Source organism: Paenibacillus sp. EB106-05-06-XG162 (assembly GCF_058791655.1).
The window spans coordinates 17,238-41,286 of the sequence record NZ_JBYTDT010000001.1; the positions used below are offsets into that span (position 1 = coordinate 17,238).

16 protein-coding genes, 1 pseudogene and 1 riboswitch are annotated in these 24,049 nt (G+C 51.3%); of the genes and pseudogenes, 9 read left to right on the plus strand and 8 right to left on the minus strand.

Annotated elements, in window-relative coordinates; genetic code table 11:
- The first annotated feature begins 9 nt into the window (after positions 1–9).
- The 7 genes from AC3WU2_RS00100 to AC3WU2_RS00130 all read left to right on the plus strand — a co-directional run bounded on the left by AC3WU2_RS00100 (position 10) and on the right by AC3WU2_RS00130 (position 13,681).
- On the plus strand, positions 10–4,842 hold the full coding sequence (locus AC3WU2_RS00100) for a discoidin domain-containing protein (protein WP_492450191.1): 4,833 nt from the start codon (positions 10–12) through the stop codon (positions 4,840–4,842).
- A gap of 175 nt (positions 4,843–5,017) precedes the next feature.
- Positions 5,018–6,544 (plus strand): extracellular solute-binding protein, encoded by a 1,527-nt coding sequence (locus AC3WU2_RS00105; protein WP_492450193.1) that lies wholly within the window; start codon positions 5,018–5,020, stop codon positions 6,542–6,544.
- Positions 6,531–8,414 carry a cache domain-containing sensor histidine kinase gene (locus AC3WU2_RS00110; RefSeq protein ID WP_492450195.1) on the plus strand — a complete coding sequence of 628 codons (1,884 nt, stop codon included), beginning with the start codon at positions 6,531–6,533 and terminating at the stop codon, positions 8,412–8,414. The genes AC3WU2_RS00105 and AC3WU2_RS00110 overlap by 14 nt, the downstream gene beginning before the upstream one ends.
- Positions 8,411–10,021, plus strand: coding sequence for a response regulator (locus AC3WU2_RS00115; protein ID WP_492450197.1), 1,611 nt, complete (start codon positions 8,411–8,413; stop codon positions 10,019–10,021). Before AC3WU2_RS00110 ends, AC3WU2_RS00115 begins: the two co-directional genes overlap by 4 nt.
- A gap of 182 nt (positions 10,022–10,203) precedes the next feature.
- On the plus strand, positions 10,204–11,163 hold the full coding sequence (locus AC3WU2_RS00120) for an ABC transporter permease (protein ID WP_492450199.1): 960 nt from the start codon (positions 10,204–10,206) through the stop codon (positions 11,161–11,163).
- Between the two features lie 14 nt (positions 11,164–11,177).
- The gene (locus AC3WU2_RS00125; RefSeq protein WP_492450201.1) at positions 11,178–12,101 is read left to right on the plus strand and encodes a carbohydrate ABC transporter permease; all 924 of its coding nucleotides are present in this window, start codon (positions 11,178–11,180) and stop codon (positions 12,099–12,101) included.
- A gap of 89 nt (positions 12,102–12,190) precedes the next feature.
- Positions 12,191–13,681, plus strand: a complete 1,491-nt coding sequence (locus AC3WU2_RS00130) for an extracellular solute-binding protein (RefSeq protein WP_492450203.1) — start codon at positions 12,191–12,193, stop codon at positions 13,679–13,681.
- A gap of 89 nt (positions 13,682–13,770) precedes the next feature.
- Here AC3WU2_RS00130 and AC3WU2_RS00135 read toward each other — a convergent pair whose 3' ends face one another.
- Positions 13,771–15,345 (minus strand): FAD-dependent oxidoreductase, encoded by a 1,575-nt coding sequence (locus tag AC3WU2_RS00135; RefSeq protein ID WP_492450205.1) that lies wholly within the window; start codon positions 15,343–15,345, stop codon positions 13,771–13,773.
- A 254-nt stretch (positions 15,346–15,599) separates the two neighbouring features.
- Positions 15,600–15,698, plus strand: a riboswitch (purine riboswitch).
- Positions 15,699–15,766: 68 nt separating this feature from the next.
- Between AC3WU2_RS00135 and add the strand changes: the two genes are divergently transcribed.
- Complete coding sequence (gene add, locus AC3WU2_RS00140) at positions 15,767–16,759, plus strand: adenosine deaminase (RefSeq protein WP_492450207.1); 993 nt, start codon at positions 15,767–15,769, stop codon at positions 16,757–16,759.
- Positions 16,760–16,830: 71 nt separating this feature from the next.
- Here the strand turns inward: add and AC3WU2_RS00145 are convergent, their stop codons facing one another.
- From AC3WU2_RS00145 to AC3WU2_RS00175, 7 genes are all read right to left on the minus strand, one after another.
- On the minus strand, positions 16,831–18,600 hold the full coding sequence (locus tag AC3WU2_RS00145) for a copper amine oxidase N-terminal domain-containing protein (RefSeq protein ID WP_492450209.1): 1,770 nt from the start codon (positions 18,598–18,600) through the stop codon (positions 16,831–16,833).
- Between the two features lie 77 nt (positions 18,601–18,677).
- On the minus strand, positions 18,678–19,022 hold the full coding sequence (locus tag AC3WU2_RS00150; protein ID WP_492450211.1) for an EamA family transporter: 345 nt from the start codon (positions 19,020–19,022) through the stop codon (positions 18,678–18,680).
- Position 19,023: 1 nt separating this feature from the next.
- Complete coding sequence (locus AC3WU2_RS00155; protein WP_492450213.1) at positions 19,024–19,428, minus strand: DUF2304 domain-containing protein; 405 nt, start codon at positions 19,426–19,428, stop codon at positions 19,024–19,026.
- Positions 19,418–20,170, minus strand: coding sequence for a glycosyltransferase family 2 protein (locus AC3WU2_RS00160; protein ID WP_492450215.1), 753 nt, complete (start codon positions 20,168–20,170; stop codon positions 19,418–19,420). The genes AC3WU2_RS00155 and AC3WU2_RS00160 overlap by 11 nt, the downstream gene beginning before the upstream one ends.
- Positions 20,154–21,413: an ArnT family glycosyltransferase gene (locus AC3WU2_RS00165; protein WP_492450217.1), complete on the minus strand. Its 1,260-nt coding sequence runs from the start codon at positions 21,411–21,413 to the stop codon at positions 20,154–20,156. Before AC3WU2_RS00165 ends, AC3WU2_RS00160 begins: the two co-directional genes overlap by 17 nt.
- Before the next feature lie 272 nt (positions 21,414–21,685).
- Complete coding sequence (locus AC3WU2_RS00170; protein ID WP_492450219.1) at positions 21,686–22,921, minus strand: sensor histidine kinase; 1,236 nt, start codon at positions 22,919–22,921, stop codon at positions 21,686–21,688.
- Positions 22,922–22,926: 5 nt separating this feature from the next.
- The gene (locus tag AC3WU2_RS00175; RefSeq protein ID WP_492450221.1) at positions 22,927–23,634 is read right to left on the minus strand and encodes a response regulator transcription factor; all 708 of its coding nucleotides are present in this window, start codon (positions 23,632–23,634) and stop codon (positions 22,927–22,929) included.
- A 278-nt stretch (positions 23,635–23,912) separates the two neighbouring features.
- Here AC3WU2_RS00175 and AC3WU2_RS00180 point away from each other — a divergent pair.
- Positions 23,913–24,023 (plus strand): annotated as a pseudogene (locus tag AC3WU2_RS00180) (sigma factor-like helix-turn-helix DNA-binding protein); the annotation flags it as partial.
- Between the last annotated feature and the right edge of the window lie 26 nt (positions 24,024–24,049).

Consider the following 24,049-nt stretch of genomic DNA (forward strand, 5'->3'; position numbering starts at 1 on the left):
GAAAAGAAATTGAATGCGAGGAATGCGATAAAACGTATGATGGCAATTGCATTGGTATTGGTCATGACACACTCTTTATTCGTGGGGGCGGTGTCGGCGGCCGTATCACTTCCCAATGAAAAAACTACAAATCTGGCGCTGGGTAAGGATACTAAGGCGTCCGGTGTAAGCGCTTTCTCAAAAGAAAATGCGGTGGATGGCAACACGGGCACCCGCTGGGCTCATGAAGTGAGTTCCGCCTGGATCAGTGTGGATTTGGCCGCGCTCTGTAAGCTGGAGAAGCTGGAAATTGAGTGGGAGAATAATTCCATTGATATGGACTACTCACTCCAGTTTTCAAACGACAACGAGGTGTGGAGCGAGGCGGTCACGGGGCAGAAGGTCGGCACGTCGCACAGCACCATCGTATTGGACAGCGGCGTGACCGCGCGGTATGTCAAGGTCAGCGCCAAGGTGACAAAAGGATATCCGTCGGTTTCCATCCGCGAGCTCGAGATCTGGGGCGTTACCCCCGATACTCCCCCGCCGCCGAATAACCTCGACCCGGCGAACATCGCCCTGGGCAAAGCTGCCACGGCATACAAGAGCCCCATCAATTACTGGGGGCCAGATAAGCTGACAGACGGAATTGTTAACCGTAACGCCGACAAGCCGGCTCAGTCCCGCTGGTCCAGCGAGGCGGGTGCGCCGGGCTGGGTCACCATCGACCTCAAGCAGCAGCAGGTCTTTGATCGGTTGACCCTCGAATGGGAGCAGAACGTCGTCGAGGATTACCATATTGAGGTCTCGGACGACAACAAGACGTGGTCGAAGGTCTACACAGCAGATACAAACAAGGAGGGCTATCCTTTTACCGACCAGGTCGTCCTGAAGAACGCGGTAACTGCGCGGTACGTCAAGCTGTCAATCGACAAACTCAAACAGGGCGCATACCCTAGCGTCTCCCTGTATGAAATCAAAATTTGGGCGCCCGATGTGTCTAGAATTAATAAGGCTCTTGGCAAAACGGCGAGCGCGTCGAAGGACGACGGCACGCATAAGCCTAATTTTGCGGTAGATGGGATTGTCAACCGCGACGCCAACAGTCCGGACCAGTCCCGCTGGGCGAGTGAGCCGCAGGGAAAGGGCGCATGGCTCATGGTGGATCTCGGTGCGCCGCTGAACTTCAACCGCGTGGCGCTCGATTGGGAGACTACGAAGATCAAGATCGACTTCCACATTGAGATCTCGAGTGACAACAAGACATGGGAGACCGTGTACACTATAGGCACGCGTGAATACGCGTTGCATGAGGAATCCATGTTGGCGGCCATGTGTACCGCACGGTATGTCAGGCTGGTGGCTGACAATGTGGACGGCTATCCGTCGGTCTCACTCTATGAGTTCGGAATCTACCAGGATCTAGACTTTGTTAGCGCAATCGACAAGGTGAAGAAGCAGCTCAAGGACATCACCCTAAAGCCCGAGGACACCGAGCTCCCGATGCCTACCGGACTGCCAAGCGGCGTGGAGGTGACTTACGGCGGTACTGACTACGAACAGGTCATCGACGCAAATCGCAAGATCCACAAGCCGCTGGTTGACACCGAGGTAGCGGTCGAGTACAAGATCAAGCTTGCGGGCAGCAAGGAGACCGAACTGTACGAGGTCAAGCTGACCGTTCCAGGCAAATACGACAGCGCGCAATCGAAGAACGCCAAGCCCAAGGTGCTGCCCGAGCTGCAGCAGTGGTTTGGCCGCGAGGGCGACTTCAACATCGAATCGGCGAGCAAGATTGTAGTAGATCCAGCGCTGGGCCAGGCATATCAGGATATGGCACAGACCTTTGCGGTGGATTATAAGGAGATCACAGGAAATGCGATCACCGTGGTGACCGGCACCACGCCCGCCGCCGGGGACTTCTACTTCAAGGCCAGCACCGAGAAGCTTGACAAGGAAACCTACGACATGGAGATTGGGGAGTATGTGACCGTCTCGGCCAGCGACAGTGTGGGCGCGTTCTGGTCCACCCGTACGATCTTGCAAATCCTCAAGCGCGACAGCACCAGTATCCCAAAGGGGCTTGTGCGCGACTACCCGTTATATGAGGTGCGCGGCTTCATGTTCGACGTGGGGCGCAAGGCGATTCCGTTAGATTTCCTGGAGATGTGGGTCAAGCAGATGTCATGGTACAAAATGAACGACTTCAACCTCCATCTCTCCGACGAGGCATTCGACCTTAGCTACTGGGGCTTCCGCCTGGAGTCTAATGTACCGAAACTGACCAGCACCGACATCTACTATACCAAGGATGAGTTCCGCCAGTTACTGATCGACAGCAAGGCACAAGGCGTGAATATCGTGCCCGAGTTTGATACGCCGGGTCACGCTTCGGCCTATACGCACGCACGGCCAGATCTGGCGCGGCCGGGTAAGAGTAACTATCTCGACGTAGAGAACCCGGATTCGCTCAAATTCATGAAGGAAGTCTTCGCAGAGTACATGGAGGATGAGAACCCCGTATTCCTGTCGGATACTGTGGTACACATCGGAACCGACGAGTACAAGGGTGGCAGCCAGGCGGAAAAGGAAGCGTTCCGCGTTTATCAGGATGCGCTGCTCAAGTTTATCCGTGACGACATGCACCGCACGCCGCGCGTTTGGGGTTCGCAGACCGAGAACAGCGGAACGACCCCGATCACCGTGGAGGGCGTACAGATGTACATGTGGTATCCGGGTTACGCGAACCCGAAGGCGATGTACGATCTTGGGTACGAGATGATCAACATCCACGACGGTAACGTATACATCGTACCGGGCGCGGGCTATTACTGGGATTATTTGAGCAAGTCCAATATTCTCAACAGCTGGAAGCCGAGCAACATGATGGGCCTACAGCTCCCTGCGGGAGACCCGCAGGTCAAGGGCGGCTCTTACGCGCTGTGGAACGACAAAACCGGCGTTAAGAACGACAACGGAACCACTGACGTGGAGTTATTTGACCGTATGTTCGACATCCTGCCCACCTTTAGCGAGCGGCTGTGGAGCAGCGCCAAGGATTACAAGGTGGCTGACATCGACGCGCTAGCGGCGCAGATCAAGTACGCGCCGGGGACCAACCCGACCTATGAGGTGAAGAGTAAGGGTCAGGTCGTGCAGTACTATGCCTTTAATGAGGGCAACGAAAAGTCTGATGCATCCTCAAACAGCTACAATCTTAAGAGCGATGCGGTCAACGCGGCCTTTGTTGAGGGGCGGGATGGCCAAGTGCTCCAGCTTAAGGGCGACGAAAGCTACGTGGAGACACCGGTGGACAACATGCGCATCAACTCCACGCTGGACTTCTGGGTGAAGCGCACGGCAGATGACGACGACACGGAAAAGGTTCTGTTCGAGTCCGATATCGGCGCGATCAAGGCTGTGCAGAAGGGAACAGGCAAAGTGGGCTTCTCCCGCGACTTCCGGGACTACTCCTTCAATTACACGCTGCCTAAGGGCGAATGGGTGCGCCTGACGCTGGTGATGGAGTACACCAAGACCACGCTCTATGTTAACGGCACGAAGGTTCACACGCTGGAGAGGACAGAGCAGGGCGGCAACAAATGGGCGTCGCTGATCACGCCGCTGTCCCGCATCGGCAGCAAGATCAACGCCTTCAGGGGTGAGCTCGACAATGTCGCGCTCTATAACTTTGCGGCCAAGGCGGAGCAAGTGAATAACCTGCCGGCGCCGGACTTTATCCACACCATTACCTTTAAGACCAATGGCGGCAGTGAGGTTAACGCAGCTACCGTAAAGGACGGCGAGAAGGCGGCGAAGCCCGTCGACCCGACACGTGAAGGGTATATCTTCGCTGACTGGTACATGGATATGGATCTGACGCAGGCCTATGACTTCAACACTAAGGTTACAAAGGATCTCATCCTGTACGCCAAGTGGGAAGTCCCGGGAATGGAAAAACCGGACGCGCCGACTGCGAAGGATGTTACCGTCACCCGGCCGGCCGTCGACCCTGCAGTTGGCCAAACTCTGATTACGATCAGTGCTGCTTTAGAGTTTAGAATTACTAGTGCATCCAATGTGGTAAAACAAGCTTGGACCTCGGGAACAGGAGAAGCGAAAAAGACTTCGGCAACTCCAGCACTCGTTGCAGGAGACAAGATCGAAGTTCGCGTGAAAGCAACCGATTCTACCCCGGCTAGTGAAATTTACACCTATATCGTTTCTGTCGATGACATTGGCAAAGCGGGGGCGGAATCGGAAACAGAAACGGTGCTAACTGGTCCGGCTACGGTTTCCGGGGATCAGACATTCACTGTTAACATGGGGCTCAATCATGTGGAGAATCCAGCTTATGCCCTGGATATTTCACTGGCCTACGATGCGGATCGATTTGAGTTTATGTCAGCAGATTCGATTATGGAAGGAATCGATATCGTAGGATTGCGTCAGCAAGCGGAAGGGAAGATTCGTCTACTTGTCGCAAGCGGTGGCGCAGACCATGCTGTCGCTGATGACGCGCAGCTGCTGGCATTTACCTTCAGAGCCAAGACGGTTGCGCAGAACGCAAAGGGCAGCATTGCCGTCACGAATATGGCGTTTGGCGATGCGCAGGGCAATGAATATATCGGCAAAAATTCTATGATGCAAATTGAGATTAAAGGCGCAAATCCAGGCATGAAAGAGGATATAAACGGCGATGGGAAAGTCAGCATTGGAGATTTAGCCATTGTAGCTTCACGTTATGGAAAAACTTCGGCCGATGCAGATTGGGAAGAAGTAAAACGAGCTGATCTAAACGGAGATGGAATCATTGATTTACAGGATCTGGCTGCAGTAGCTTTAAAAATAGTTACTGAATAAGATGCAAAGGGATATCCGGAAAAGTCGAATGACTACGGAATATCCCTTTTTTCTTGATTAGGAAAAATTTTGAAACAGGTAATTACATATATGATAAACTGTTGAATTAGCAAAAGTAAAATACAACCCCATGATCGTATGTAGATTTTGAGCAGCAAGGGAGGGATTAGAGCGCATGAGGAGCAAATTACGCTTCGGTTCGACGATAATTGTAACCGCTTTCTTATTGAGCGCGGGATGTGATGTTCCGGCCAGTGAGAAGAACAGGGAGGAGCAGCACAAAGGCGCAGCCAAGTCTATCGGCATTGTCATTTCTAATCTGGGGATGACGTTTCCTGCCGGAATGGACGAGAACGACAACCGCTACCTGAGCTATATTGAGGCGCAAACGGGACTGGATATTAAGATTACGACACCCCCTACGGAAGTGTACGACGAGAAGCTCGATGTAATCATGTCCTCTGGGAATCTGCCTGATATGCTCCATGTGTACAAGGCGGTATGGTTTGGCAACTATGCGAAGCAGGGAGCTTTTCAGCCACTTGACGATCTCATTGATCAATATGGACCCCATCTGAAAGAAAAAATCCCTGCTGAGGCGTGGGATCGAGTCAGATATGGCGGGAAAATATACGCCATTCCCAGCTTGAACGAGGTTAGCGGTGTTGAGCTGATGTACGGCAGAAAGGACTGGCTTGACCGTCTCGGACTGCATCCGCCCGAGACGCTGGAGGAATACCATGAGGTCATTCGTGCGTTTGCGCAGGACGACCCCGATGGCAATGGCATCGACGATACGATCGGTCTGGCCTTGATGATTGATCTTGGACGGTCATCCCCGTTTTTCGGCGCTTTCGGAACGCAGCTGGATACGTGGCTTGAACGGGATGGAAAGCTGGTCAACGGCAGCATCTTGCCGGAAACGAGACAAGCGCTGGCCTACCTAGCCGGCTTATATGAGGAAGGCTTGCTGGACCGCGAGTTTCCGCTGAATTTGCAAAACAACCTTTTCGAAAAAATTCAGGACGGCAAAGTTGGGCTTTTCTCGGCCACCTGGTATGACACCCGCGGCCCCATTGCGGCCAACAAGCAGAAGGATCCGAAGGCCGAATGGATCGCTCTACCGTATCCCACCGGACCTGAGGGACATAAGGGCGTATACGAAACAGATATGATCCGCGGTTATAATGTGATCCCGGCCAGCTCTCAGAGCGCGAAGGAGGTCATTCAGTTCCTTGATTTTATCGCGAGCGATTATAAGAACTTGAAGCTTGGCTTTGAGAACGAAATATGGAAATGGGAGAACGGCAGGATGGTGACCGATTTCCAGAAGCACGACGAGCAGCTGTACAGGGGCATTTATCAGTCGCTGGTGGATGTGCCGGATCCTGTTTTGTCCAAGGAACGGCTGGATTCCTTGGGGGACTTTCATTTATACGACAATCTGGAGATGATACGCCAAAACGTGATCCACAACGAGTTCTACGGCATTCCTACGTGGGCCATGAGCAAATACGACAAAAAGCTGAGTGAGCTTCAAGGCATTTTTACGAATATCATTTTAGGGATTGAGCCGATCGAGTCGTTTGACCGTTATGTGGAGCAGTGGAAGCGGGAAGGCGGGGATGAAATGACGAGAGAGGTGAATCGATGGTTTGAGCGCAGTGGGCGGCAAATGGTCAGGGGGAATGAGGGTGATTAACGTATTTCGCAGGGTAACTGACCGCTTTGCTAGTAACATCCAGACTAGGCTGACCGGCTATTTTCTGCTCATTCTCCTGCCGCTCGTCCTCATCAGCCTGTTTGCAGTAGAACGGTCAAGGGACATTTTATACGAGCAGGCCGTGAAAAGAACGGAGGTAGCTCTGTCTTCGGCGATGAACCACTTTGATCTGGCGCTGCAAAATGTGGAGGAGATCTCCACGCTGATCTCGGCGGATCCGAACTTGAATGAGCTATTGAACAAGAACGGAGCGGATTTCTCGCCAAGATCGATCGTTGATTTCTCCAACGTGCTTCAGCAGCTGTCGAACTCGGTCTCGGTCAACCGATTTGTATCGCAAATTTCGGTGTACCACCAAGCCACGCACATGTTCATCTCGACTCATTTCGGTGGCCGTAAGCTGACATCGGAGCCTGAACAGGAATGGCTGGTGGAATCTGCTCGGAAAAATGGGACAGGGATTTCGTACGTCATGGCCGATTCTCCGGTATCGGACGCCCGGACGTTCGGCAAGCTGACGGGAACGGACAGCGTTTCTTTGATCCGTTCCATGGATCTATACAATATGGATCGTATGTCCAATTTGCTCGTGGTTACCTTTAACCGGAGTAAGCTGCTCAACATTCTGAAGACGCTGCTTCCGTCGGAGAACAGCCGGGTATCGCTGTTCAATGATAGAGGGGAAGTTATCGTCGAGACGGGGAAGGCCGCAGCAAGCGGAGCTCCTTCTTCCAAGGATATGGAGGTATCGATGGACTCCGAATATTCCTCCTGGCGGCTCGCGCTCGTTCAGCCGAAAAGCGAGCTCTACCGGGAGACCGATCAGCTCCGGCTGTTCACTTTTACGATTATCGGGATCAGCATTGTGCTTGCTTTTATTATCTCTTGGGTCGTGTACAGCGGAATCGCTTCCCCGGTGCTCAAGCTGTCGCGCGGGATGAGGTGCCTAAGCAGCGGTGAAATGAACGTCCACGTCGAGACCCGAAGGCAGGATGAGTTCGGCTTCTTGATCCAGTCCTTTAACCGAATGGTATCCGTGCAAAAGCATTTGATTGAGGACCATTACGAGCAGCAGCTCCGGCTCACGACAACGGAACTGAAATTTTTGCAATCCCAAATCAATCCGCATTTTTTATATAACACGCTGGATTCCATCTACTGGGCAGCCAAAAATTATGAGGCGGACGAGATCAGCGAGATGGTGATGAACCTGTCGAAGTTTTTCCGCCTAAGCCTGGATAAGGGAAGGCAGGTATTTACCGTTGAAGAGAGCATGACCCACCTGCACTATTATATTCGGATCCAGCAGCTGCGTTTTTTGGACAGCTTTGAAGTAGAGTATCGGATTTCCGATGACACGAGAGCACTTCCGATCCTGAAGCTGCTGCTTCAGCCACTCGTGGAAAACGCGATTTTGCACGGGCTGGAGGGGAAGGAGAGCGGAGGAAGGCTCATGGTGTCTAGTCGGATGGAACAGAACAGGGTGGTGATCAGTGTGCAGAATAACGGCCCAGGAATCGAGGAGGAGCGTCTGTCCTATATCCGGAGCGAGCTCGGGCGGATGAGGTCCCGGAGCTTTCCGTCCCTGTCGCAGGAGGAGGAGAACATCAAGGATTTGTTCGGTCTGCGGAATGTCTTCACACGAATGAGGCTGTACTACGGTGAAGAGGCTGATTTGACGATCGAGAGCATGCCCGGGCCCGGCACGATTGTTGCGATTCGAATCCCCGTGAATCCGGCAGGCGACGGCAGCATGGAGACGGATGCGGTGCTGGTTCCACGGCAGAGACCGGAGATCCAAGACCGAGGTCGTACATATGACACCTACGAAGGAGGGCGGGAAGTTTGAATTTAATTATTGTGGAAGACGAGCCCAGGCTCCGAAATTCGTTGGCGTACAATATCCCTTGGGAAGACCATGGGATTGAGGTGGTTGGTCTCGCGGCGAACGGGGTAGAGGCGCTTCAGTTGGCGGAACGAAAAATGCCGGATTTGATGCTGATCGACGTTCAGATGCCGGAAATGGACGGCTTGACCTTGATTGCTCGGCTGAAGGAAAAGCAGGTCGGTAAGCGGTTTATGAAGATGATTATTTTAAGCGGTCATGACAATTTCGATTTTGCCCAGCAGGCGATGGAGCATGGGGTGTCCCGTTATTTGTTAAAGCCTGCCGGGGAGGAGCTCATCCTGAAGGCGGTGCTTGAAGCACGTGATGGGCTCCGGGAGGATTTAGAGCAGTGGAGAGGGAAGGCGGAGCTTGAGCGAAAGTGGAGGGACCATGTGCCGAGCCTTCAAAACTATTTCATTCTGAATTGGGTGAGCGGCAAATACGATGAACGGGAGATACTGAATCGGAGCAGCGAGCTGTATATGGGCTTGGAGAAGGATACGCAGCTGGCCGCAGCCGTCTTGGACTTGGATCCCGTTCCGGAACATGACGCCAGGTTCGGCCCGAATGACCGTGAGCTGCTGCGGTTTACGATCCGGTGTCTGGCCGGGGAATTGCTGTCTAAGTCCTCCTGCTGGGTATGCACGGACCCGGATTCGGACGTACTTCTTGTGTTTAGGGCGGAGCCCGAACAAAATCCGAAGGAATTCATGCTGCATATCAATGCGTCCGTCGTCAAGCTGCTCTCCCATGCGAAGGAAATTTTGAAGCTGACGGCGAGCGCCGGGATTTGCGGCAGGGCGGGACGGATGGAGGAACTGCCACAGCTATATTCGGAAGCCTGTAGAGCCCTCCAGGAAAGAGTCGTGTACGGGCCGGATATCGCCATTCCTTACCGGGAAGAAGAAAGAGGGAACAGGTCAGAAATCTCCGTGCAGCAGCATCTAGAAAAAATGCTGGAGATTGCGCTGGAGACGGCGCATGAGGCTAAAGCGGCCGAGGCGGTGGACGGTCTGTGGCAGGAGCTATTCGCTCGTACCGGGACATCGCAGCAATTCCAGGAGGGCGTCATGTATATGAACAGCTTGTTCATTCGGATCATGGTCAAGCAGGGCTGGAGCATCCGGGAAGTGATAGGCGAGGACTGGGCATTTATGCAGAACATCCAACTCCTGAACACGAAATCGCAGACACGAGCTTGGCTGGAGAGAACCGTAGGCCGTATCACAGATTATATGAAGGGACAGCGCAAGAGCAGCAGCCATCAGATCGTCCAAAAAATAGCGAGTATCATTGAGCAGGAAATCGACCAGGATATTACGCTGCATACGGTGGCCGACCGGTTGTACGTCAATTCCTCCTATCTGAGCCGGCTCTTCAAGCAGGAGATGGGGATGGCTTTTTCGGCTTACGTGCTGGAGCAGAAAATGGAGAGAGCTAAGCGGGTCCTGCAGGACGGGCAAAAGGTGTATGATGCCGCAAGGCAGACGGGCTACCGTGATGTCAGCTATTTTACGAAGGTGTTCCGTAAGTACTGGGGCGTCAATCCGGGGGAGTTCAAACCGTAGCGCGAATATTATTAGATAAGGCATCCCTTGAACTGGAAGGGATGCTTTTTTGCGTGCGCCAAAGGAGCATCAAATTACCACAAACAGTAATGATTGTCGCCTATCGGGCTTTTTAGCCTCGCATTACAATTTTAGATATCGAAGTTAGAAGGTAGTGCTCATTCATCAGAGGGGGGAATTGCATGAAGACAGGATCGAAGAAACTGCCTGTACCCGGATCGAACCGCCGAGGATATTTTCCCTCGTTGTGGAGCGATATTTGGAAGGAATGGGATTTGTACTTGCTACTGGTTCCGGGGGTTCTATTTATTTTGCTGTTTAAGTACACGCCCATGTACGGCATTACGATCGCGTTTAAGGATTTCAACATATTTACCGGCTTTGCGGATAGCCCATGGGTCGGATGGAAGCATTTTGAGAAACTGTTTACCTCACCGGACTTTGCGCGGGTATTCCAAAATACCGTCATCATCAGCCTGCTGAAAATCATCATCCTGTTCCCGCTGCCGATCATCGTGGCGCTGATGCTGAACGAGATGAAAAACATGATCATCAAGCGCTCGGTACAGACCGTCATTTACCTGCCGCATTTTCTATCCTGGGTCATCGTAAGCGGCCTGTTCATCGATCTGTTGTCCACGAACGGCGGTCTGGTGAACAAGCTACTGGTATCGCTCAACCTGGAGCCGGTCGCTTTCTTTCTGGATAACAGCGTGTTCCGAAGCGTGCTGGTCACCTCGGCTGGATGGAAGGAAACCGGATGGAGCACGATCGTGTACCTCGCTGCTTTTAGCATGGTCGATCCGACCCTCTACGAGGCAGCCAAAATCGACGGGGCAGGCAGATGGAAGCAGCTGTGGCATATTACGCTTCCCGGCATCGCTCCGATCATCATTCTCATGTTCATCCTGCGTCTAGGAAACATTCTGGAAGCAGGAACGGAGCAAATCCTGGTCATGTACAACCCGGTGGTGTATAACGTTTCGGATGTCATCGGCACGTATGTATACAGACAGGGCCTTGGTAATCAGGATTACAGCTTCACGACTGCTGTAGGGCTTTTCGAAGCCGTGATCTCATTCACGCTTGTCATTGTCGGCAACGCGCTCAGCAAAAAATACCTGCAACGGGGAATCTGGTAAAGGAGGAGAGCACGATGAGACAGGATCTCGATTTAAAAACCATTTCCGCAGGTGCAGGGGTTAACACCATCAAATCTTCCACGGGAGAGAAAGTATTTACCGTATTCAATTACTGCGTTTTCATCTTGATCGGGATTACGACCCTGGTTCCTTTTATTAACTTATTGGCAAAATCCCTCAGCAGCGAGGATGCGGTGGTGTCCGGGCGTGTCGGGCTATTCCCTGTCGGCATTCAATTTGAGACCTACAAATACGTTCTACAGGATTCCTTGTTCCTGACTTCCCTGAAAACGTCCGTGCTGCTGACCGTGATCGGAACGGTTCTCAGCCTGATCATGACCACGATAACCGCCTATCCTCTCTCCAAGATCCGGTTGCGCGGGCGCAAATGGCTGCTGCTTATGTTCGTGTTCACGATGCTGTTCAGCGGCGGTTTGATTCCAACGTATCTACTTATGCACAACCTGAATTTGGTCAACACGTTCGCGGTTTTATTTCTACCCGCAATGGTAAACGTTTTCAATATGTTGATTATCAAAAATTACTTCGAGGGGCTGCCGGACTCGTTGGAGGAATCCGGTAAGCTGGACGGCGCGGGAAATATTCGGATTTTGATTCACATCATGCTTCCGCTTTCCTTACCGGTACTCGCTACGATCGCGCTGTTTTTTGCGGTTGCCTTCTGGAACGATTATTTTACCGCCATGATTTACATTACCGATCCGGAGCTTAAGCCGCTCCAATTGTATCTGAAGGAGTTGATCGTTTCTTCCAGTGGAGATTTTCTGAAAAATAACGTGGATCTGGCGATTAACATGACCCCGCAATCGATTCAAGCGTCGTCCATTTTGCTCGCGACCATCCCGATTCTGCTCGTATATCCATTCCTGCAGAAATATTTCGTCAAGGGCGTGCTGGTCGGCTCAGTCAAGGGCTGAAGAGGGTAAAGATCATTCCATAAAGGCGGTGATGCCCTCTTAGACAAGGGTTCGGCGTAAAGGTTATCCCATTCCAAGGAGGTTAACGCATGAGAAAAAGAAAAACGATGTTTGTCGCGTTGCTGGGTCTGAGTCTAGCGGTGTCCGGCTGCGGCGGAGGAGCTTCAAAGACGGAGTCGCCAGGGTCCTCTTCAGAGGGGACGAACGGAGGAGACGGCAAGAAGGAGATCCGCATGATCATGCAGTATGGGCTGTTTGATCCGGCCATGGAGTATATCAGCCAGTACATTAACGAGAAGACGGGATACAACGTCAAGTACGAAATGCTGCCGGCGGAAAATGGGAATGAAAAGCTGAATCTGCTCATGGCCAACAAAGAAAGCTTTGATGTGATGAAGCTGAGTTCCGAGCAATTCTACAATCTCGCGACGTCGGGTGCGCTGGAGCCGATCGATGATCTTCTTGCCGCCCACGGCAATTACATCAATCAGGCGATCAAACCGGAATCGTGGGGCAGCGCGACCATCGACGGCAAGAAGTACGCCATTCCGGAGACGGGGACGGGCGCGACCGTCGGCGAGGAGCTGGTCGTACGCCAGGATTGGCTGGATGAGCTGGGCTTGTCGATTCCGACCACGACGGATGAATTGTACAATATGCTGAAAACGATCAAGGAAAAGAAAAACATTATTCCACTCACCGGCAGCAAGGACTCCATCTATGGCGATATCGCGACGACGTTCGGCGTGCTTACCGACTGGAAAGAGGTTGACGGCAAGCTGATGCACAAGGCCGAGCTTCCGGAAATGAAAGAAACCTTGGCCTTTATGAACAAACTGTATAAGGAAGGGCTGCTGGATACGGAAATGCCGATCAACACAGCGCAAAAAGCGATAGAGAAATTTACAACCGGCAAGGCGGCCGTTTACAAGCTGGCCTGGTGGAACGCGGGCAGCACGATTTCCGCGCTGAATAAGAACTTTCCGGATGCCAAAGTAACGGTGATCCCTTATTTGAAAGGGAAAGACGGCAAAGCTGTCACCGGCGTAGACACGAAAACCAACTGGTTCATTGCCATACCGAAGTCCTCCAAAAACAAGGAAGAGGCGATGAAATTCCTGAACGCGAAGCTGGAGCCGGAGACGTTTAAAGGTCTCGCCATCGGACAGGAAGGCGTTCACCATGAGGTGAAGGACGGCAAATATTATCCGATTCTTCCTAAATTCAATGATGATTTGGGTAATGCCAGTGCGTTCATCACCGGCGTTGATGAGGAGAAGTATCCGATTTATTGGCAGGCCCGTGTCCGGAAGGATCCGGTGCTTCAGAATTATTTTGAAACGTTCCAGAAAAATGCCGAGGGCATTATCGTGATTGACCCGATGTCCGTTGCGCCGCCGATTGATGCCATTTCGAAAAATACGCTGAAGCTCAGAACGTTGCTCGATGATAATGTGCTGAAATTCATCAGCGGTTCCGAGCCTTTGGAAAACTATGATACGTTCCTACAGCAATGGCGCTCGGAAGGCGGAGCCGACATGGTGAAGGCCGCTAATGAGTGGTATCAGACGAAAAAATAAAAGCTTGTCGGATATATTAGACTTAAAGAGGCATTCCCCGGGTCTTTTCGGACTAGGGGAATGCCTCTTTTTGCCGTCAGGGCAACTAATCAAACCGAGTGAATGGACGGCCACACGAGCTCGATGCCCTCTTGGCTGAGACGCCGCTGAAAATCGACCAGCTCGGTCTTGTTGTTCCGCACGGCGGAAGGCATGAGCCCGCGGTCGAGACAGTAGCTCGCGCAGTATCCCGCGGCTTCTCCGATATTCCACTCCACGGGATGGAGACGGTAGCAGCCGTTCGTGATATGGGTGACTCCGATATTTTTGCAGGCGGCAAGTATATTAGAGATCCGTTTCGGAACGAGGCTGCCGAGTGGAATTTGAAAAGGCACGGAGGAGATGTCGATATAAGGCTGGCCGCCGGTGCTCGGATGCAGATCGATGCGGTAGCATCCGATGCCCACCGAATCGTGGAACGTCTCCGCTCGCCCGTCCGGACGGCATTCGGCGGCTACATGCTGCTCAAGCACCGTAAATTCCGCCTGAATCCGTCTGGATTCGCGTATGTACGGATACATCGCCAGTCCGTCTCCTGTGCCGACGACATCCGGGCGGAGGCGAAGGCCGGGATAGCCCTGTCCCCCGTCCGGACGGGGAGCCGCAGTCTGAAGCCAGTAGAGCAGGGAGAGGCTCAGCTGCTGTGCTCCATACAAATGGCGATTTCGTTCCTCTTCGCTTACGTCGATGACCGGTCCGAGCCAGTAATCGTTCTGCGGCCAGTTCACGAGCGTGACGGGGCTGCCGAATAGTCCGTCCCGAAACAGGGAGGGATTCAAAATTTGGCGGTATTCGTACAGCGAAAATTTCCCGAAGCCGGGAAACAGCTCGTAGGAGACAGGCTCCATTGTTGACGGCCTGACACCGGTCAGGCTAAGCAGACGATCTGGCCAAAACGCCGGCTTGTAGTCGCGCCAAAAGGAATACTGCTCCGGTTTGTCGATCGTGTGGTCTTCACCTTCTACATAATCCAGCGCGTAACACCAGGTAAAGCCCTGCATATCCATCGGCTGTGCCTCCCCTTCCACGGCATGGGGCTCACCAGTCTGACTTTGGGACTCCGCTCCTGTCACGTATTCGATGCCGGCTGCGGGAAGAAGGTCGCCGCATTCCGTGGCGTCCAGGTAAAAAGGCGCGATGAGCTCAGTCAAATCGCCGGTTATGCTGCATTGAACGGTGACGCTAACGATCCGGTCGCCGGACGTTTCGGCCCTCAGCAGTTTATGCCGGTGCAAAATAATCAATCGTCCGCTGTGGATGTATGGCGCCAGCATTTGCTCCAGCACGGCCAGCGCCGCGCGCGGCTCATGGCAAAGCCTGCTGACGATGCCGCCGCCGGGGTTCAGCGGAACGGCTCCTCGCCCGTGTTCCTTTAAAGGAAAAAAGGTTCTATAGTACTGGCGCACCCCGTCCCTGAATGATCGATAGCTTGCCGTGCAGCCGAATGATTCGATCCATGGGTGCTCATCGGGCGGCACCGCTTGGGTGGTCAGCTGACCACCGATCCACTCGGTTTCTTCGGTCATAATGACTCTTTTTCCGGATTTGGCCGCCGCGAGCGCCGCGGCCGTACCGCCGGTTCCGCCTCCGACAATGATGATATCGGCATGCATTTCTTTACTCATTCGAAAAACCTCCCTTTCATTGCAACTCTCATTGCCTAATATGGCGGCCGGAAGGCAGCCATCTCTAGTGTAAAAGCTAAAGCGGCGGAACAGTACGGTCCGACGGTGACCTTTTATGGTAATTTGATGCGGAGTTGGGCAAAACAAACCTCCGAAATATACCTGAACGGGTACAGTGAATGTAAGGGTTTCCTGTGTCTGGTGTTAGGCACCATATTGACAATCTAAACTTTTTTTATTATCCTTTAAAAACATTTATGAATTGAATAAAATTTCGTATAACTCCAATAATATGGTTTGGAGGTCTCTACCAGGAACCGAAATTCCTGATTACGAAGAAAGTACAAGATTTGTATTTTCTCCGTAGTCAGGAATTTTTTTCTGGTTTTTTTTGTAAAAAAATTATTTCAGGAGGTCAAAAATGAACTTTTTAGCATTGCCAAAAATCGAACTTCACTGTCATTTGGATGGAAGCCTTAGGGGTGAAACGATTATCGATATAGCCCAGAAGGAAGGCATTCAGTTACCCTCTTTTGATAAGGATGAACTGCAAAAGGAACTGATTGCTCCGTTAGAATGTGAATCCCTTGATGAGTATTTAAAACGATTTTCTCTTCCTAATTTGGTCATGCAGTCCAAGGAGAACTTAAGAAGAATTACTTTTGAGCTATTTGAGGATGCAACAAGGGAAAATGTGAAATATTTAGAAGTCAGATTTGCCCCGTTACTTCACACATTAAAAGGTCTTGATGTTGAAGAAGTTATTCAATCTGTTATAGAGGGGATGAGGGAAGCTGAAAGCTGTTACGAAATAAAGGGAAATATAATCCTGTCTTGCATGAGGACGATGTCTGTAGAAAGCGCATTTGAGGTGGTTGAAAAGGGGAAAAAGTTCCTTGGAAAAGGTGTAGTGGCAATTGACCTATGTGCATCCGAAGAAGAAGGTTTTTGTGGAAGATTCGTAGATCCAATCGCATTAGCCAAAGAATATGGCTACAGGGTCACGATTCATGCTGGTGAAACGGGAATTGGTAAAAACGTTCTAGAAGCAGTTGAACTGTTGGGTGCTGAAAGAATAGGACACGGAGTATTTATTAAAGAATGCGCTGAGGCTTATAAGATCGTGAAAGAAAGACAGGTAGTGCTTGAAATGTGTCCAACAAGTAATGTCCAAACGAAAGCTGTTCTTCATTATTCTGAACATCCGATTTATAAGTTTCATAAAGATGGAATAAAAGTGACAATTAATACGGATAACAGAACAGTATCTGATACTACAATGGCAAAAGAAATTCATTTAGTTGACAAAGAATTTATTCTAAGCGAAGAAGATTACCGGCAAATTTATTTAAATAGTGTAGAAGCATCCTTTGCCGACCAAGAAACGAAAGAATGGTGCATGGCACAATATTAAAATAAAATTAGACTTTCATGCAGTCATGCCGGAAAAGCCCGTCAAAGCATTTGCGCTCTGACGGGCTCTTTCTATTTCTTCGAGATGGGCATAAAAAACAAGGCAAACGGCAAATTGCTGCCGGAGGCGGGGGATAGCCAGATTTCGACTTTCTCCTCCTGGTCTTTGGTCCGGTACAACACCGTGGCACTTTGCTGGGATCCACTAGACTTAATATCGACGACTTGCTGGTTGACCCTTGCCGAACCAAAGTATCTTCCGCCTCGAGGGTTAAAGGCGATCAACGTACCTGGCGCGACGTGATTCAGGGTGATTTTGTACAGCACGCCGTAATTGCCTGAATTAATAGCGACGGTGTTAAGGATCCCGTCCATCCCCTCCTGAAAACGATCTGTTTTGTTATCGGTTAGCGGCAGACGTTCCGGCTTTTGTCCAACGATACCATCATATGTGAACACTCGGGTTGAATCTGCAAACGTTCCGCGGACGATCGCTTCGTTAGGGTTCAAGTTAGGCAGGGAGGGCAGAGCCGCGATGGGGTCTTGATCCGCCCGGACCATTAACATAGTGTATTCAATCGGCCCATCGCTGGTCAGATCGGCGTTCATCGATACGATATCTCCGGGAGCAGCAACGGCAGCATTGAGTTGAGGGAAGATCGCCACACTCTGACCTGGCTCTATTTGTTGGCTCGACCGTTCATTACCGGTTAGGGTAGACTGCAAATACCTTGCGCCAGCCATCCGTCCAGTCACCTCGGGATGTGGAGACGGACCGGCTAAGCCTGCGCTTTCAATCTGGATCGAGACAGCCGTGTCATTCCGATTGGTCGCGATCAAGTAAAATCGAGCCTTAGTGTTGAGACTATTCTTGTGATGAGCCATCAGGCGGGTTGGCCCGGAGATGGTGTCACGATACAGAATTCCTTCCTCATTGACGGATTCAGGTCCGCTAGTGCGGAATAAAATATATGGTTCGGTCGTGTAAGTATACGGCAGTGCATCAAAGGATAAAACCATTTCATTAATATCGATAGAGGTACCCGGTGGAGCGATGCGCTTGCCGTATTCTTCCTTGGTGTACATCACGTCGGACGTAATCTCGATTTGTTTGCTGTAAGTCGAAGTGAGCCCGTGCTTATCTTTCACCGTAAGCTTGATTTCGACCATGCCGGCTTCGAAAAAGACAGGTTCGTTGTTCACCCATTCCCGGCTAGTAATCGCGCTTTCGTCATCGGTACTCTCGTCATAGATCGTCACCGGTTCACCGATCTGATATTGATCCTTATCCGTTCTAAAATAAGCTGTGGGAGGTTCATTCTGCGGCTTTTTAGTTTCGGTTTCGGAACCCAAGTCACCGGGGGACAGCGTGATTCGATCCCCATCGAGCTTATAGGGGATACGAAAGGCGGCCGTCAGCGAGGTGAACGGAACCATGAGGACGCCTTTGTTCTCGTAGGCTGTACCGCTCATCGGTTGCCCGCTTCCGTTGACTTCGTACGTCTTCGTATTTACCCGGTACCGGGCCACAGTACCGTCTGGTACTGCTGTGTTGACTGCTTTGGCGGCCGCATCGTAGGTGACCGTATAACCCAAGATTCCGGCGAGAGAACGGAGACTAACATAGGTAACGCCTTGCTTCACCACGGTGGTGCCGCTTAAGGTCTGGGTGGCTCCGTTATTCTCGATCCGGTTGCTGTTCAGATAGAGGATCGTTTTTGCGGAACTAGGGTCTGCCTGTAAAGCGGACTCGATCTGCGGGGTTTCTGCGAAGGCAGAAGGCACTTCATAAGAGGAGAGCAGAATTGCGGTAGTGAGTAAAATGACTTTTTGCAGTTTCATGTAAGTGACTAACTCCTTTATAGGTGGGAATAGAGTGAAAAATGAGTATCATGCCACAAGCGCATCTGACGCTGACGTCATTTGGCGGCGATGATCGCCGCGCCCAGAACGATGACGGCGGCCCCGATCCAACGGTTCAGCGGAACGCTCTCGCCGAAGACATACCAGGCGGCAAAAATGCCGATCGCGTAAGCCAGACTTTGCAAAGGATACGCCAGACTCAAAGGCAGACGGGATAGCACGACAAACCACAGTCCCGTGGCCAAGGCGTAAAGCGCAATCCCAAGCAGGATCAGTGGCGAGAACAAAACCGAAACGAGATTTCCGAAATGGATGCCTCCGGACTGCTGCAGGCCGATTTTCCAAGCAATCTGTCCGGCAACAAGGAGAATGATATTGAGCATAAGCATCGAGTACGCCATGTCAACGAATCACCTCCGTCATCTGAACGTGGGAGGGAGCCTGTGTCGGCTGAACAGACAGGGCCTCTAGCTCTTTGATCCGCTGCTCCTGAAGGCCCAGCGTCTGGGTTAGAATAATGACCCGATGCGTAAGGGAAGAGACGGCCATCGTCAGATGGAGCAGAATGAACAGCACGGCCACCACGCATAGAAAATACAGCAGGGAAGGTGGATAATAAATATGAATCCACTGCGCGACGATGTCGAGTAAGGACGGGAACAGAGACAACAGCATCATGACCGTGCTCATCAGCAGCCAGAGAAGCGCATATTGCTCTCGCAGTTTGCGCTTCCGGATTAATTCTAGAATCGTGCCGGCGAAAGCCAGACTAATGCAAAAACTGATGAGGTAAATATTAAGATTCATAGCGATTTTCCCACGCTTTCCTTTTCATCGTCTTCATGAGCAGGACGGACAGGATGACCTTGGACATGTAGTACACAGACTTTAGCGACGATATGCTCGATACGCCGCCCTGACGCTCATTCATGATGACCGGGATTTCGGCAAAGGACAGCTCCCGGTTATAGAGCAGCATCAGTGCTTCCACTTCGGGATAATCAGTCGGGTACTCCCGGGCGAACAGGGAGATGGCTCGTCTTCCGCACAGACGGTAGCCCGAAGTCGGGTCCGTTACGGTCCTTCCGGTCAACTGGCTCAGGAGGGTCGACAGGACACCGATCCCCATTTTGCGGGCAAAGGTGGACTGAAATCCTTCCTTCGTGATAAACCGGGAGCCGATGACCATGTCGGCATTGGTATCGAACATGGCGAATAGAAGCCGGCCCAGATCGGACGGACTATGTTGTCCGTCGCCGTCAATTTGCACGGCATAATCGTAATGATGCTCTGCCGCATAGCGGTATCCGGTCTGAACGGCACCGCCGATCCCCAAATTGCAGGTCAGGTCGATGACGTTGACCCCGGCCGCCCTGGCAATTGGACCGGTCGCATCGCTGGACCCGTCGTTGATGACAAGAACGTCTGCGTAAGGCGTCTCCCGGCGAAGCTGGTCAATGACCTGTGCGATGCCCGTGGCTTCGTTATAGGCAGGTACGATGACAAGCACCTTAAGGGATTGATTGTGGATTTCAGCTTGGTTCGACATGAGAAACGTCTCCTTTCTGTGAGCGGGTTGATGATTGGGTTAATTTCATCCATATGGAGCGGAGGATCGCCACAGCGGTCACCGCATCCATCATGATAATCAGCGGCATGACGGTATAGTTGTAACGGTACTCGGGCACGAATGCCAGACGGGTGACCGTCATGACGACGACGATCAGCATTAGCAGCGTTAAAGGCTGCTTCCATCTCCGAAACGTTGCGATGATGGTAATCGGGCAGAACCAGACAAGCGCCAAATGCAGCAGGCTGCCCAGCGGACTCGGAAGTACGCGATATAGCGGGCCGTGGCCGCTGCCGAAGTACATATTGGAATAAATGTACTTGAGCTTCCCGACGGTGTACCACTTCATAAATACCCAGGTATGCTGCGTAAAGCCGATTTTCAGCCGCTCTTTGGCGACTTCCATCTGCGTTTTGCCATGGCGGTCCACCAGGCCGTCTTCGTAGTTTTTGTCCGGGTAGGTGCCGGCCGTAAAAGGATTAACCTGGGTCGAAGCGACAACCACCTCGTGCAGGGAGACGATATTACGAATCACCCATGGCGAGAGGACAATGGCTGTTCCGATGCAGGTGAACAGTAGCAACTTTAGCGTGATACGATGTTCTTTTTTCCAGAGAAAATGAAATATGTACACCGGTACAATTAAGATCAGAAACTCTGGCCGGGTCAGTACCAACAACCCCATGACACTTCCGCTAAGGAGAGCGAGCGTCCATGTCTTGTTCTCAAAGGTCGCCAATTGCAAGCGAATATAGAGAATTAGGAAGAAGCAGGCCAGCGTCTCCGTGAGTATGGCTCCGTTGCTCCAGACAAAAGGCGGATATACGCTGCAGATCAGCAGCACGATGATGGCTGCCTTAGTTCCGGCCAGTTTGCGCGTGATCGTGTACGTCAGCCATAGCGTGACCAGACTCATGATGAACTGGATATATCTGATGTGTGGGAACGGGTCATGGTGCTGGTAATCGACCAGTTTGTACACCGCTGCCATAAACAGAGGGTATCCCGGGGTAACCTGAGCATTCGGCTCGTTGTCTTTATAAGCGTAAATCCCTTTTTCCAGCAGTTGTCGGACCATCACGTCGTAGTTTTTGGTATCGTGTGAAACATGGTGGTTTACCGAGATGAGGAAATCGAGCCGCAAATACGTTGCCAGTGTGAAGATCAGCAAGATCAATATGACGAGTAGCGGCTTTTTATAAGTGGGTGATGCCTTGGACATTCTAGTGCTTCTTGTGTACATTCGAGATTCGTACTCCTTCCTCTATAGACATTCTAAGTAACGGGATGATTCGTCCGATGCAGATGTCTTTATCTGTATCCAAGAGTACCGGAGACATCTTAACGGGCGACTACCCAAATGCTTAACAAATACTTAAGTATTTAGTGAGTTTTGGTAATTTTTAATCGGACGGATGGCGGCAAGCGTGAACACAAAAAAAGCTCCCGTCTAGTGGCGGGAGCTGTCATTGCATGCTTCAATGATCGTACGTTTCAATCTAATGGCGACGGGACTGCAGCGGGAAACCGGGTTTCAAATACCGTCTGTTTGGTAGAGCTCTCTACGGAGATTTGTCCTCCGTGTACCTCGATAATGCTCTTCGTGATCGCCAGTCCGAGTCCGGTACCGCCGGTCGATTTGGAACGTGATTTTTCGACGCGGTAGAAGCGATCAAAAATGAAAGGAAGGTCCTGCTTCGGAATCGGTTCCCCGTAGTTGCAGATTCGCACACTGGCATGCCCGTCCTCCTGAGCGATATAGATGTCGATATGCTTGCCGCTGCTTCCGTATTTGATCGCATTGGAAACCAAATTTTCATACGCACGCACCAAGTGATCCCCGTCGGCACGTATCGTCACCGGCTGTTTGGGGGCGTGAATTTGAAGTGCCATGCCCGCATGATCCAAGGTGGGAACGAATTCTTCAGCCAGCTGTTTGAAAAACCCGCCCACATCGAGCTCTTGCAAATGAAGGGGCATACCGTTATTGATCCGGGTGTATTCGAACAGATCGTCAACGAGCTTTTTGAGGGTGAGTGATTTTTCATAGGCAATATTCATGTAATAGCGGAGCTCAACCTCATCGGTATAACGGTCCTTATCAATGATTTCTAGGAAACCAAGAATGGTGGTCAGCGGGGTCCGCAGATCATGGGAAACGCCTGTAATCAAGTCGTTTTTCGTCTTCTCGGCGTTACGTTCTTCCTGAATGGAATGGCTCAGCTGTTCACTCATGGCGTTGATGTTGTCCGCAATCCGACCGAGCTCATGGTTCTCCCTGACCGGGATTTGATAATCAAAATGTCCCTTGGCAATTTCGGTCAACCCGTGATGGATTTCTTCAAGATAAGAGTGCATCTGTTCGGATAAGCTGTTGATGTTCCCTGCGATGGTACCAAGTTCATCGGCGGTTTTTACATCCATGGAAGCGTGAAGCCTGCCGCTCGCCATATCCTCAAGAACAGCGCCAAGTTCCTTGGCATTCCGTACGAACGGCCGAGTGGCGTATACGTAGAGAAGCACAAAAAAGCTTAAGCCTAATACCACGGCCGTGGGCTGGGAACCGATATGGTTGATCACCCATATGAGGGGCCGGTTATAAGGGGGATAATTAATCAAATAGGTGACGAGCAGCCGGCCGAGCAGGACGAACAGCAGCGTGAGTCCGAGACAAGCGACGATTACTGCAAGGAACTTCCAGCGTATGCCGATGGATATCTTGGTCTTCATGGCAGCTACACCTCCTTCGTCGATTTCATTTTATAGCCGATGCCCCATACGGTTTTTATGAAATCGGGGTGCTGGGCGTCCTTCTCGATTTTTTCACGGAGTTTGCGAATATGGACCATGACCGTGTTTTTCGATTCCATGAATGGCTCGTTCCATACTTCTTCATAAATCTTGTCCATACTGAGCACGATTCCTTGATTGAAAGCAAGCAACTTCAAAATATCGAACTCACGGGGCGTCAGTTTCACCTCTTGATCATCGACCGTTACGGTATGCGTCGCGGTGTTTATTACCAAGTCGTCGATGATGATTTCATTTTCAGCGGGCTTGCTGCGATAGTTTAATAGCTTGTACCGGCGGATCTGAGATTTGACCCGGGCGACAAGTTCCAGGGGATTGAACGGCTTGGTGACATAATCATCAGCACCGATGCTGAGTCCTGAAATTTTGTCGATATCCTGGGTTTTCGCCGACAGCATAATGATCGGGGTATTGTTCTCCTCACGGATTTTCATGCACGCTTGGATCCCATCCATTTTAGGCATCATGACATCGAGAATGATCAGATCCACCGGATGGCTGCGCAGGATGTCCAAGGCTTCCAGGCCGTTAGCGGCGCTATATAGAACGTATCCTTCATTTTTAAGATAAACTTCGATTAGCTTAATAATTTCTTTCTCATCATCAACGAGAAGAATGGCTTCTCTGGACATGCTGTATTACACCTCTTTGAATGATATAAGAACTAAGCGTTAGCTATACATCGAATTATACACCATAACCCTTAACAGGTTGGTCATGAAATCCTTAACATTCGCTTAAGTTCCTGGTTGATGATGTGACCTATAAATCTCTTGTTCATGAATCGACCGATAGAGGGTGACGAGAGTTTCCAACATCAGTGAAGGCGATCGACGGCATTGATCTTGAAATTCATGAAGGCGAGTTTGTTGCTATTGTAGGAACCACGGTAGTGGAAAATCAACATTATTGCCAGCGGGAGATCGCGAAGGAACTGGGCATTTCGCGGAGTTACGTGTCGCGGATCGAGAAGCGGGCGCTGATGAAGCTATACCATGAGTTTTACAAGGCGAAGCGGTAAATTACTTAATGATCTTATACGGGCGT